Origin of the sequence: Prodigiosinella aquatilis (genome assembly GCA_030388725.1) — a bacterium.
In the GTDB taxonomy this organism is placed as follows: Bacteria; Pseudomonadota; Gammaproteobacteria; order Enterobacterales; family Enterobacteriaceae; genus Prodigiosinella; species Prodigiosinella aquatilis.
This window is the reverse complement of the sequence record CP128857.1, coordinates 674,157-687,145: the sequence shown is the minus strand read 5'-3', so window position 1 is coordinate 687,145 and position 12,989 is coordinate 674,157. Positions and strand designations below refer to the sequence as shown.

At 45.8% G+C, this 12,989-nt stretch carries 14 protein-coding genes; 6 read left to right on the top strand and 8 right to left on the bottom strand.

Annotated elements, in window-relative coordinates; all coding sequences use genetic code 11:
- Positions 1 to 264: 264 nt before the first annotated feature.
- Positions 265 to 1,698, top strand: a complete 1,434-nt coding sequence (gene dacB / locus PCO85_03325) for a serine-type D-Ala-D-Ala carboxypeptidase (protein ID WJV54504.1) — start codon at positions 265 to 267, stop codon at positions 1,696 to 1,698.
- Between the two features lie 99 nt (positions 1,699 to 1,797).
- Here the strand turns inward: dacB and cgtA are convergent, their stop codons facing one another.
- From cgtA to rplU, 4 genes are all read right to left on the bottom strand, one after another.
- Positions 1,798 to 2,973 carry an Obg family GTPase CgtA gene (gene cgtA, locus PCO85_03320; protein WJV54503.1) on the bottom strand — a complete coding sequence of 392 codons (1,176 nt, stop codon included), beginning with the start codon at positions 2,971 to 2,973 and terminating at the stop codon, positions 1,798 to 1,800.
- Between the two features lie 237 nt (positions 2,974 to 3,210).
- Positions 3,211 to 4,161, bottom strand: coding sequence for a DMT family transporter (locus PCO85_03315; GenBank protein WJV54502.1), 951 nt, complete (start codon positions 4,159 to 4,161; stop codon positions 3,211 to 3,213).
- Between the two features lie 92 nt (positions 4,162 to 4,253).
- Positions 4,254 to 4,511 (bottom strand): 50S ribosomal protein L27, encoded by a 258-nt coding sequence (gene rpmA / locus PCO85_03310; GenBank protein ID WJV54501.1) that lies wholly within the window; start codon positions 4,509 to 4,511, stop codon positions 4,254 to 4,256.
- Positions 4,512 to 4,530: 19 nt separating this feature from the next.
- Positions 4,531 to 4,842 carry a 50S ribosomal protein L21 gene (rplU, locus tag PCO85_03305; protein ID WJV54500.1) on the bottom strand — a complete coding sequence of 104 codons (312 nt, stop codon included), beginning with the start codon at positions 4,840 to 4,842 and terminating at the stop codon, positions 4,531 to 4,533.
- Positions 4,843 to 5,098: 256 nt separating this feature from the next.
- On the opposite strand from rplU, the gene ispB reads away from it, so the two are divergent.
- Positions 5,099 to 6,070, top strand: coding sequence for an octaprenyl diphosphate synthase (gene ispB / locus PCO85_03300; GenBank protein ID WJV54499.1), 972 nt, complete (start codon positions 5,099 to 5,101; stop codon positions 6,068 to 6,070).
- 23 nt (positions 6,071 to 6,093) lie between these two features.
- On the opposite strand, the gene PCO85_03295 is transcribed toward ispB, so the two are convergent.
- Entirely contained in the window at positions 6,094 to 6,459 is a 366-nt protein-coding gene (locus PCO85_03295; GenBank protein WJV55979.1) for a DNA-binding protein, read from the bottom strand.
- 243 nt (positions 6,460 to 6,702) lie between these two features.
- Positions 6,703 to 7,095 (bottom strand): DNA-binding protein, encoded by a 393-nt coding sequence (locus PCO85_03290; protein ID WJV54498.1) that lies wholly within the window; start codon positions 7,093 to 7,095, stop codon positions 6,703 to 6,705.
- Positions 7,096 to 7,280: 185 nt separating this feature from the next.
- On the opposite strand from PCO85_03290, the gene PCO85_03285 reads away from it, so the two are divergent.
- Positions 7,281 to 7,544, top strand: a complete 264-nt coding sequence (locus PCO85_03285) for a helix-turn-helix transcriptional regulator (protein WJV54497.1) — start codon at positions 7,281 to 7,283, stop codon at positions 7,542 to 7,544.
- A 66-nt stretch (positions 7,545 to 7,610) separates the two neighbouring features.
- Here the strand turns inward: PCO85_03285 and mdh are convergent, their stop codons facing one another.
- Positions 7,611 to 8,549, bottom strand: coding sequence for a malate dehydrogenase (mdh, locus tag PCO85_03280; protein ID WJV54496.1), 939 nt, complete (start codon positions 8,547 to 8,549; stop codon positions 7,611 to 7,613).
- Between the two features lie 469 nt (positions 8,550 to 9,018).
- On the opposite strand from mdh, the gene argR reads away from it, so the two are divergent.
- Positions 9,019 to 9,489 (top strand): transcriptional regulator ArgR, encoded by a 471-nt coding sequence (gene argR / locus PCO85_03275; GenBank protein ID WJV54495.1) that lies wholly within the window; start codon positions 9,019 to 9,021, stop codon positions 9,487 to 9,489.
- A gap of 57 nt (positions 9,490 to 9,546) precedes the next feature.
- Here the strand turns inward: argR and tsaD are convergent, their stop codons facing one another.
- Positions 9,547 to 10,563, bottom strand: coding sequence for a tRNA (adenosine(37)-N6)-threonylcarbamoyltransferase complex transferase subunit TsaD (gene tsaD, locus PCO85_03270; protein ID WJV55978.1), 1,017 nt, complete (start codon positions 10,561 to 10,563; stop codon positions 9,547 to 9,549).
- A 232-nt stretch (positions 10,564 to 10,795) separates the two neighbouring features.
- On the opposite strand from tsaD, the gene rpsU reads away from it, so the two are divergent.
- A complete protein-coding gene (rpsU, locus tag PCO85_03265; GenBank protein ID WJV54494.1) occupies positions 10,796 to 11,011 on the top strand; it encodes a 30S ribosomal protein S21 in 216 nt (71 codons plus the stop codon).
- Between the two features lie 126 nt (positions 11,012 to 11,137).
- Positions 11,138 to 12,889, top strand: a complete 1,752-nt coding sequence (gene dnaG / locus PCO85_03260; GenBank protein WJV54493.1) for a DNA primase — start codon at positions 11,138 to 11,140, stop codon at positions 12,887 to 12,889.
- Positions 12,890 to 12,989 lie beyond the last annotated feature (100 nt).

Below are 12,989 nucleotides of genomic sequence, written 5' to 3'. Positions count from 1 at the left end.
GTCAATACCTCTAAAAAATCCGTACAAATCAAATAGCCATCATCCTGGCGCTATACAATCAACTGCGACGGAGTGTCTGTAGCCAGTGTTCCCTGACAATTAAGGCAAGCAAAAGCGCCCTAGCCCAGAACAAAACTTCCAGGTTAGACACCATGTTGCATTTTGATACGTATTTTACCCTAGAGTTCCACAAGGGTCATCGTTTACTTTAACCCTTATTGCGCCGTAGTATGACCACACGTTACCCTGTTCTTAGCTGAGATTATGCGTTTTTCATCGATTGTTGCTGGACTTACCTGTGCTTTTATTCTGCATGCCAACGCTGCTCCCATAGAGAATCATATACAATATTTGCCTAGTGGCGCCAATCTGGCGCTGATTGTGCAAAAAATCGGGGCATCGACACCAGTGATTAACTACCACAGTCAGCAGATGTCATTACCGGCCAGTACACAAAAAATCATTACCGCACTGGCGGCATTGCTTCAGTTAGGTCCCGATTATCGGTTTATTACCACGATGGAAAGTCACGGCGCAGTAACCAACGGTGTTCTAAGGGGTAATCTGATTATCCGTTTCAGTGGAGATCCTACGTTAACTCGCCAGGAAATACGCGATATGGTGCAAAATCTGAAAAAACGTGGAATCCACGAAATTTCTGGTGATGTGCTGATTGATACTTCCATTTTTGCCAGTCATGACAAAGCACCAGGTTGGCCCTGGAATGATATGACGCAATGCTTCAGTGCACCGCCTGGCGCTGCCATTGTTGATCGTAACTGCTTTTCTGTTTCGCTTTACAGTGCCCCCCGACCAGGTGACAACGCTTTTATTCGCGTAGCCTCATATTATCCGGTACACATATTCAGTGAAGTCAGAACGCTGGCTAAAGGCTCTCCTGATGCGAAATATTGCGAACTGGATGTCGTGCCCGGTGAATTAAATCGTTTTACGCTGACCGGATGTCTGACACAGCGAGCGGAACCGCTACCGCTGGCGTTTGCCATTCAGGATGGCGCAAGCTATGCAGGGGCCATTGTGAAAGATGAGTTGCTGCAGGCAGGCATCCGCATGGACGGTAACCTACGTCGCCAAACTCAACCCAACCCCGCAGGAACCATTCTGGCCCAAACACAATCAGAACCCCTACATGAATTACTGACAACTATGCTCAAGAAGTCAGACAATATGATCGCGGATACTGTCTTTCGGACTATTGGTCATGAGCGTTTTAAAGTACCGGGCACCTGGCGAGCTGGGGCTGATGCAGTACGTCAGATCCTGCTGCAAAAAGCCGGAATCGATTTAAATAACAGTATTATTGTGGATGGTTCCGGATTATCACGACATGACCTAATAGCACCAGTCACGATGATGCAGGTACTGCAATATATCGCTCAGCATGATAGCGAGCTGAATTATATCAAGATGCTGCCACTGGCGGGATACGATGGCACATTACGCTATCGCGCTGGTTTACATGAGGCTGGAGTTGACGGAAAAGTTTCCGCGAAAACCGGGTCATTACAAGGCGTCTATAATCTGGCTGGGTTTATTACTACCGCCAGCGGACAGCACATGGCCTTTGTGCAATACATTTCCGGTTATGCTGTTCCGCCGAAAGATCAGAAATCCCGACGCATTCCTCTCGTTCGTTTTGAAAGCCATCTGTATAAAGATATCTATCAAAACAACTAACCATTTATCTTACTTAAAAAATTCCCTTATCTACCTGCGCAGATAAGGGAAAAATCAACAAATCACAAGCAAATTCATTAACGAGAATGTCGTCGGCAATCATTTGTGATAAATGATTTCAACGCCCTCGTCGTCACCTTCATCCCAATCATCATCCCAATCATCTTCAGCTTCCGCTTTGGCCGCCTCGAGCTGTTCACGATGATAGTCATCCCACATGAACTCTACTTTTTCAGAAGCCGCTTCTTCTGTAGCAGCCAATGCTTTAGGCTGTGTATTGAGAAAATTCATCACATCCCAGCACAGTGCATTAACACCTTCACGGCTAGCTGCAGAAATTAGATAATACTTCCCTTCCCAGCCCATAGATTCAGCAATTTCTTTAGCTAGCCTTTCAGCCTCAACCTTATCCAGAAGATCAACCTTATTGAAAACCAACCAACGCGGTTTTTCTGCCAGTGCAGCACTGTACTGCTGAAGTTCATTCACGATAATCCGGGCATTTTCAATCGGATCAGATTCATCTATCGGTGCCAGATCGATCAAATGCAACAGAACACGGCAACGCTCCAGATGCTTAAGGAAACGGATCCCCAGGCCAGCACCATCCGAAGCGCCTTCGATCAGACCCGGAATGTCCGCCACCACAAAACTTTGTTCGCTATCCATACGCACCACACCCAGGCTCGGGACCAACGTAGTGAATGGATAATCAGCGACTTTAGGTTTTGCTGCAGAAACAGCACGGATAAATGTAGACTTACCGGCATTGGGTAGCCCCAACATACCAACATCCGCCAGCAAAAGTAGTTCCAGCATCAATTCACGTTCTTCACCCAGAGTACCGCTGGTTTTTTGACGGGGCGCCCGATTAACTGATGATTTGAAACGAGTATTACCCAGCCCGTGCCACCCCCCCTTCGCTACCATCAGACGCTGCTGGTGACGGGTCATATCACCCAGCACCTCCCCCGTTCCTTTATCCTGGATACGAGTTCCGACAGGAACTTTCACGGTAATATCTTTGCCACGCTTGCCAGTACAGTCCCGGCTCTGACCATTCTGTCCACGTTCAGCCCGAAATGATTTTTCAAAGCGATAGTCGATCAAGGTATTCAGATTTTCATCTGCAACCAGGTAAACGTCACCGCCGTCACCGCCGTCACCGCCGTCCGGTCCGCCATTAGGAATATATTTTTCTCGACGGAAGCTGACACAACCATTGCCACCATCGCCTGCCACAACCAGAATCGTGGCCTCATCTACAAACTTCATTTACTGTCTCCGCAAAAACCAATAGAAAAACACTCTATCTGTTTCAGCAATTATTGGTTCTATTTGGCGTAACCATCTTATTTATATATGTAAAACATACATCATTAAAAACCGACGCGTTAGAACCATTCCGGTAAAGGGTGCTGATTGTACCCGCTTACTTCAAGGATTTCATCTGTATTAAAAATAAACAGCAAGGATTCAATGTCAATAATAAATACCGACAGCGTCTTCAGATCAGTTGCTGTTAACCGGGCCTGATGGCTTCCTTGATGAAATCATACGATGTCCAATGGCTGAGAACATTGCACCAGATACAACCACAAAAGCACCGATATAACCCAACAAATTAAGCACCGGCACATCAAATGTTGTCGGCCAGACCGATGACAATAGTTCAGAAAATAATAAGGTAAACAAAGGAGTTAATGTAATGATGGCACTCACCCGAGCAGCTTGCCAGCGTGCCATGGCCTCAGCCAACGCACCGTAACCAATCAACGTATTTGCACCACAGAACAACAGACAAATAAGCTGCCATCTACTCAATTGGAAAATCACCTCAGGCTTCGCCAACGGTGTAATAAATAAGACACAAAGTGCATAAAGTAAAAGCAGAATTTGCGGTGATGTCAGACGCTGTAGCAGGACCTTTTGCGCTACACCATAAGAAACCCATGCAGCAGCAGCGCCAACGCCAAGCAAGACACCTAAGGTATAATCAGTCAGGCGGGTAAAAATCTCAGTCAGACTGGTATTAAAAAACATCACCAACCCACAAAGTAAAATCGCTGCCCCAATTGTCTGCGTAAATCTCATTTTTTCTTTTAATATAAGTACGCTGGCAAACATCATGCCTACAGGAGAAAGCTGCCCTATCACCTGAGATGCCGTTGGACTTAAATACTGCAATGACGAACTAAACAAGACAAAATTACCCAGTAATCCACAACTGGCAATAAGTAACAATATCCACCAACGCCGGTGGCGGAAAACTCGTCTCCTGGGTAACATGCCCTTGGAGTAAAGCACAATCCCCAACCCCACCAAGGCAATAACAAACCGGTACCATACAATGGTGTAGGGTTCCATGACCACCAGAACCTGTTTCATCGCAATCGGTAAGGCCCCCCAACATATCGCGGTGGTTAACGCCAAACAAAATCCGATGCCAGCATTCTGTTTCATAATTCAACCCATGCAGTGATACTGCTCTGTCAGAATGTAAAAAGCCCTGCAACGAATTGCAGGGCTTAAGTCAATGGACCTGAACTGTATAATTATTCAGCAACGATGCTTATATATTTACGATTCTTCGGACCTTTAACTTCAAATTTCACTTTGCCAGTAGACTTAGCAAATAGGGTATGGTCTCTGCCGCAACCTACATTACTTCCAGCATGAAATTTGGTACCACGCTGACGAACAATAATGCTGCCAGCCAGGACTGATTCACCACCAAAACGTTTTACGCCAAGACGTTTACTTTCTGAGTCACGGCCGTTACGAGTTGAACCGCCAGCTTTCTTATGTGCCATTAATCCGCTCTCCTAAAACTTAAGCGCTGATGCCGGTGATTTTCACGTCAGTAAACCACTGACGATGGCCCGCTTGCTTACGATAGTGTTTACGGCGACGAAACTTAACAATCTTAACTTTCTCACCACGACCATGAGCAACTACTTCAGCTTTGATCTTACCGCCATCGACAAAAGGAACGCCGATTTTGATTTCTTCACCATTGGCAACCATCAAAACCTGGTCAAACTCAACAGCTTCACCAGTTGCGATGTCCAGCTTTTCCAAGCGAACGGTTTGACCTTCGCTTACTCGGTGTTGTTTACCACCACTTTGGAAAACTGCGTACATATAAAACTCCGCTTCCCGCGCACCCTATATTGATTTATTCAGAGCGCACTATAAATATTCATAATAGGGCGCGAATTCTACGCAAAAAACCCCCTCATGACAAGAGCAGAATCAACCAATATGAAGAAAAAGAATACAACCCACTAACTGCCATTTATCTACGTCATTTTTCAAGTACAATCATTTATACAGTCCCATTTAAATGCCGATAAACAGCAATCTTACGGCGATGTTGAAGAAACCAGCTGGCAGACTAATGAATCTAGAACAAATCACAGCATTAACCGCTCAGGATATGGCCGCCGTCAATAAGACCATACTTGAACAATTGAACTCGGATGTAATCCTTATCAACCAACTGGGTCACTACATTATTAGTGGTGGTGGTAAACGAATCCGGCCAATGATTGCTGTATTGGCTGCCAGGGCACTAAATTATCAAGGTGATAAACATACGACTGTGGCTGCCTTGATTGAGTTCATCCATACCGCGACTTTATTGCATGATGATGTCGTCGATGAATCGGACATGCGCCGAGGCAAAGCTACCGCCAATGCTACATTTGGTAACGCCGCCAGCGTGCTGGTTGGTGACTTCATTTATACTCGCGCTTTCCAGATGATGACAAGCATCAACTCCTGGCGTGTTCTGGGCCTGATGTCAGATGCGGTTAATGTGATTGCTGAAGGTGAAGTCCTGCAACTGATGAACTGTAATGATCCAGATATCACCGAAGAGAGCTATATGCATGTGATTTACAGCAAAACGGCTCGCCTTTTTGAAGCCGCATCTCAATCGGCGGCCATTCTTGCTGACGCTACGGCCGAGCAGGAAAATGCATTACAGGATTATGGTCGCTATCTTGGAACAGCTTTCCAACTGATTGACGATCTACTGGATTACAGCGCCGACGGAAAAACACTGGGAAAAAATACCGGTGACGACTTGAACGAAGGGAAACCCACGCTGCCTTTATTGCATGCCATGTATCATGGTAACCCAGAGCAGAGCGCCATGATTAGACTGGCAATCGAGCAAGGCAATGGACGTCATCTACTGGAAACAGTTCTTACAACCATGCAACAGCATGGTTCTCTCATTTATACACGGCATCGAGCAGAAGAAGAAGCGGACAAGGCCATCAGTGCACTACAATGTCTGCCTGACACGCCTTTTCGCTCTGCACTTGAAGGGTTGGCTCATATTGCCGTTCAACGGGAGTTTTAGTTTTCACAATCCCGGATTCTTAGCTATGTTGACTCATTCTTCGTTTTACCCTCAAGTTGGGACAGCATAGTTAACACCCCTTCACGCAAGATATAATTTATCAAATGCGAACGCTCTGTCTCTGAAAGTTGATGAAAAATTTGCACCCATGCAGCCCATAGTGTTGGTTGTTGTGGTGTCATATAGTCAGGCGGTGTTTCTTGAATCAAGGTCTTTTTCACGTCTTCTGGCAGACTCCAGATCGCATACTCGACCCCTTTTCCCTGAATGCCTATTCGCCGACGTCTCTCCCAACCGTTATCCCTGGCCTTTTTATTAAGCCCTTGACGAGATTTGGGTAATCCTGCGATCCCCAAAAGTTCATTAGTCGAAAACCACTCTTTATCCATCTCCATATTTTTGCCCTGTTCCATTAATTATTTCCTCACATTCCTTGATGATGACCAGTTTCCATATTAAGTTTCCACATAATAGAATAATTTTACCAAAACATCTAACAGTATGACGTTACAGAAATGGTTGAAATATTCGTAATGCAGGAAAAGGTATCGAACTTATTTTTCGATTAGACGGAGAAAATAGATTTGTCATTGATGGATGCCATTCCTTTGGTATAAGGAATGGCGAAAACATTACCCGGAAAAATCTTTTGCTGATATTGATGACTCAGCATCCAACGTATGCAGGCCAAGATGCCTAAGCGTTGCTGAGACACCTTCACGCATAATATAACCAATCAGCTTTTCCCGCTCTGATGCTGAAAGCTGCTGGTATATCTGTATCCAAACAGCCAGCATGTCGGGCTGCTTCACCACGTACTCTTCTGATGACTCCTGTATTAATAATGAATGCTGCACAGGTTGCGGCAGGCTATGAATGGAATATTCCACTCCTCTTCCTTGAACACCTTTGCGGCGACGCTTTTCCCAACCATCTTCTCGGGCTCGTTTATTCAATCCTTGCCGTGATTTAGGGAGTCCGCCAATACCAACCAACTCGCTGGTCGCAAACCACTCTTTTTTCATGTCCTTTCATCCCGATAGTGCTATTCGTTACAAAAGCAGGTTCATTTGGAAATAAATTGGAAATAAATTGGAAATTGATGATATATTATTTCCAAATAATGACTTCTTATTAATGAAGTCATTCACCACGAACTGTTATTTATACCACTAATATGCTGTCGTCTTATAGCGATAAGGGAAGGATTATGAATTCAAGGAAACATGACTGGCATCCGGCTGATATCATAGCGGCGTTGAGAAAGAAGGGGACCACGCTCGCCGCTGTCTCCCGTGCAGCCGGATTAAGTTCATCGACACTCGCCAATGCCTTATCCCGTCCCTGGCCCAAGGGGGAATGGCTGATTGCTGATAAATTGGGTATTCACCCCGCCGAAATTTGGCCGAGTCGCTATTATGATCCTAATACCAATGAATTGCTCGACCGAAAGAAACTTATTCGACCTCGATAATTAGCGAAACAAAAGCCGGAGATAACAACCTCCGGCTTTATTCACATAAATCATTTCAAGAATGAATTATTTATTAACGAAGGATTCACCCAGCGCAATATCATGATTCAGTGTATCCAGCATGCTGCTCATTGATTGCTGTTCAAAAGCGCTCAGGGAACCGATAGCCTTGTATTCGGCAATACCGTCTTTACCCAGCAGTAATGGTTGTGCAAAGAAACGAGCGTATTTACCATCGCTTTCAACATAAGCACATTCAACCACACCGCTTTCCCCCGACATGGCTCGAACCAAAGACAAACCAAAGCGTGCAGCAGCCAGCCCCATCGACAAGGTCGCAGAGCCGCCACCAGCTTTCGCCTCAACAACCTCTGTACCTGCATTCTGAATGCGTTTGGTGAGATCAACAACTTCCTGCTCAGACAAGCTAATACCGGGGATTTGAGACAAAAGAGGAAGGATGGTTACACCAGAGTGGCCACCAATAACAGGTACATTAATCTCCTGTGGCTGCTTTCCTTTTAGTTCAGCTACGAAAGTGCTGGAACGAATAATATCCAGAGTAGTCACGCCAAACAATTTGCGCTTATCGTAAACACCTGCTTTTTTCAATACTTCAGCAGCAATAGCAACGGTCGTATTCACTGGGTTAGTAATAATACCGATACAGGCCTTAGGACAAGTACGTGCAATTTGCTCAACCAGATTACGAACGATACCCGCGTTCACATTAAACAGGTCAGAACGATCCATACCAGGTTTACGTGCGACCCCTGCAGAGACCAAAACAATGTCAGCACCGGCTAAAGCCGGAGTGGCATCTTCACCACTAAACCCCTTGATTTTCACAGCAGTTGGAATATGGCTTAGATCAACAGCGACACCCGGCGTTACGGGGGCAATATCATAAAGGGATAATTCCGAACCTGAAGGAAGCTGGGTTTTGAGGAGAAGAGCAAGGGCTTGACCGATACCACCTGCGGCTCCGAGAACTGCAACTTTCATCCTGAACTCCTTATTATCGTTAAGTAATAAATGCCGTGGATTTGTTTAGTTTTATAAACTTCATGCTCGTGAGAAAAGTTAAAGCAATCAACCTACCATCAGTGGGCAATAACAATCGCTGCAAAAACAGCCATCTATTTAATAATAAATTAAAATCCACCTCGGATCTGAAAGGTAAGTAAAGTTATGGATAATTGCATTGATGACTCAGCATAGGTCCACGACTGATTAACTGGGCAGTTACATTACACCGACCATCAGCCTCCAAACAACATCATTTTGATAACATTTCCTTCACTTTTATGTGATGAGGAGCACATTTTTCTGACTGGCTAGGTAGCTAAAAATTTTTCAATTTTGGAGGGATCGATGCCTGCAGATAATAGCGATTTTATACGCATTCATATTGCATAAAAATTCATTCTTATGCATAATATCGACATGACCAACATGCTTTATCTGGTGCAGAATGCGTAACTCAACAAAACAAGATGATTTGGTTAAAGCGTTCAAAGCGCTGCTGAAAGAAGAGAAATTCAGTTCTCAAAGTGAGATAGTGCAAGCATTGCAGGATGATGGTTTTGAAAACATCAATCAATCTAAAGTATCCCGCATGCTGACTAAATTTGGTGCAGTCCGTACTCGCAATGCAAAAATGGAAATGGTGTATTGCCTGCCCGCCGAACTTGGCGTCCCTACCACAAGCAGCCCCTTGAAAAACCTGGTGCTGGATGTCGATCATAACGACGCGGTAGTTGTCATTCATACCAGTCCTGGTGCCGCTCAGCTTATTGCTCGTCTACTAGATTCATTGGGAAAATCAGAAGGGATTCTAGGCACTATCGCCGGTGATGATACCATTTTTACAACACCGGCCAGAAGCTTCAGCGTTAAACAGCTCTATGAAGCCATTTTAATGCTGTTTGAGCAGGAATTGTAATTCCGTTTTACCTGATAGCCCCTTCTTTTACATAAAGGGGCTAATTACTAACTCGTTTCACTCAATAGTAGGCAATTCTGCCAACGGCCAGCGAGGCCTAACTGACACACCTAACGTTTGTGTTCCTCCACATTTCAAACGTATAGTGCCCACATAGGCAATCATGGCTCCATTATCGGTGCAAAATTCTGGACGTGCATAAAACACCGCACCGCCACGTTTTGCCATAATATCTGATAAGCGCTGCCTTAACGTATTATTGGCGCTGACCCCACCAGCCATGACCAACCGCGTAAACCCAGTTTCATCCAAAGCACGACGACATTTTATTGCCAGAGTATCCACGACGGCATCCTCAAAGGCCCGTGCGATATCTGCTTGAGTCTGAGCATCTTTTCCATACTCACGGATAGTGTTAGCCGCAAACGTTTTTAACCCGGAAAAGCTGAAATCCAATCCTGGGCGATCGGTCATTGGGCGGGGGAATGTGAATCTGCCTGCCTGCCCATGCTGAGCCATTTTTGATAACAATGGTCCACCTGGATAATCCAACCCCAGCAATTTTGCAGTTTTATCAAACGCCTCCCCCGCCGCATCGTCAACGGATTCACCCAACAATCGGTATTCTCCAATACCCGTCACACTGATTAACTGGGTATGTCCACCAGAAACCAGTAAAGCAACAAACGGAAAGTCAGGAGGGCTGGCTTCTAGCATCGGTGCAAGTAAATGCCCTTCCATGTGATGAACAGGAATTGCAGGCACGTTCCATGCAAAAGCCAATGCGCGTCCAACTGTGGCACCGACCAAAAGCGCACCGACCAGCCCAGGACCCGCCGTATAGGCCACACCATCAATGTCACCTTGTTGCAAGCCTGCTTCGTGCAAAGCTGCCTGAATCAAAGGCACCGTTTTACGAACATGATCACGGGACGCCAGTTCTGGGACTACACCACCATAATCGGCATGTAACTTAATCTGGCTATACAACTGGTTAGCAAGCAGCCCTTTTTGCGTGTCATAAATTGCGACACCAGTTTCATCACAGGATGTTTCAATACCCAATACGCGCATTGCTGTTTTCACTCTCTATTACGGTACACGCTGCCTTTAGATGATGCAGCTTGCTTCATGCGGCGGATAGTCTACCATAAGCGTTTCTATTTTAAGCGCATGCATAGCCTGCGTGTTTTATAATCACCACAGCGCTTTACAAAAGCACCATAGTTGCAGTAGAATTCCGCACCATTTTGAAAAGGCTGGCACAAGGCCAGCGGCAAACCGAATTTATTGAGGTGAGAGGCACATGCCGGTAATTAAAGTACGTGAAAACGAGCCGTTCGACGTAGCTCTGCGTCGCTTCAAGCGTTCCTGTGAAAAAGCAGGTGTTTTGGCTGAGGTTCGTCGCCGTGAGTTTTATGAAAAACCGACGACCGAACGTAAGCGCGCTAAAGCTTCTGCTGTGAAACGTCACGCGAAGAAGTTGGCTCGAGAAAACGCACGCCGCACTCGTCTGTATTAATTTTTGGGAGGATATTACCTCCATCGCGTGATTAATCCGCAGACTTAGCAGTTGCATACGGAGGCCGTGCTTTCCGAAAGGAATGCGCGGCTTGTTGTCGTTTATAAGCTTATAGATAAGGGGCTTATGGCTGGACGCATTCCACGCGCATTTATTAATGACCTGCTGGCTCGCACGGATATCATCGACCTGATAGACGCACGCGTAAAACTAAAAAAGCAGGGCAAGAATTACCATGCGTGTTGCCCGTTCCACCATGAGAAGACCCCATCGTTCACAGTTAACGGTGACAAACAGTTCTATCACTGTTTTGGCTGTGGTGCGCATGGGAACGCCATCGATTTTTTAATGAATTATGATCGCCTTGAATTCATTGAATGTATTGAAGAATTGGCGACCATGTACGGTCTGGAAGTCCCTTACGAAACAGGAACTGGTCCTACACAATTTGAGCGCCATCAACGGCAAAGCCTGTATGGGCTGATGGAACAATTAAATACGTTTTACCAACAGAACCTGAATCAACCCGCTGGCGCCTCTGCTATGCAGTATCTGACGAAACGAGGATTGAGTGCTGAGGTCATCCGGCATTTCGCTATTGGTTATGCCCTGCCAGGATGGGATAACGCACTAAAACGCTTTGGGCGTAGCAACGATGACAGAAGTACACTGAACGATGCAGGAATGCTGGTGACTAACGAGCAAGGCCGGACCTATGACCGTTTCCGTGAGCGAGTCATGTTTCCTATCCGCGATAAACGAGGCCGAGTCATTGCTTTCGGTGGTCGAGTTCTCGGCGATGGTCTACCCAAGTACTTGAACTCACCAGAGACAGACATTTTTCATAAAGGTCGGCAGTTGTACGGCCTGTATGAGGCGCAACAGAAATACCCTGAATTGAAACGATTACTGGTGGTTGAAGGGTATATGGATGTTGTCGCTTTGGCGCAATTCGGCATTGATTACACCGTTGCTTCATTAGGAACCGCCACTACAGCAGATCATATTCAGTTACTATTTAGAGCTACTGACCAGGTTATCTGCTGTTATGACGGTGATAGAGCAGGACGAGAAGCTGCCTGGCGAGCGCTGGAAACCGCGCTACCCTATTTAAATGATGGCCGGCAGCTACGCTTCATGTTTTTACCTGATGGTGAAGATCCTGACACACTGGTTCGACAGGAAGGCAAAGATGCCTTTGAATTGCGGATTGAACAGGCAATGCCACTGTCGGTTTTTTTGTTTGAAACTCTGCAGCACCAGGTGGACATGAGTACACCGGATGGACGTACAAAACTAAGTTCGTTGGTACTACCCTTGATTAGTCAAGTGCCTGGTGAAACGTTGCGATTATACTTGCGTCAGCAATTGGGAACCAAACTGGGGATTCTGGATGACAGTCAGCTAGACCGATTGTTACCAAAGATGTCAGAACAGACATCCTACCAACCCCCACAGCTAAAAGTCACAACTATGCGTATACTGATAGGACTTTTAGTTCAGAATCCCGGTCTTTCCGCAGAAGTGCCAACGTTGGCACTGGAAGATATTGAAGAAAGCAAAGTGGCGGGACTGGAGCTATTTCTGGAGTTGGTAAAAACCTGTGATGACAGTCCAGGTCTGAATACCGGCCTACTGTTAGAGAAGTATCGAGAGAGTAAATATCGAAAACAGCTTGAAACCATGGCTGCCTGGAACCATATGATCGTAGAGGAAGAGCTTGAAGAAAAATTCAGAATTAGTTTGGCTGAGCTCTACGACCAACTATTGCAGCTGCGCCTGGATACGCTGATTGCCCGCGACAGAACACATGGGCTCAGTGTAAAAGAACGAAAAGAACTTTGGTCATTGCAACTGGCTTTAACGAGAAAAAACTGATTACTGAGGCTTAATTGCCGATAAATAGTAGGGACTATCCCTACAAAATGCCGTGACAGGGGCTGCGGCGACAAGAAAAAATACCCCTAATGTTATTGTT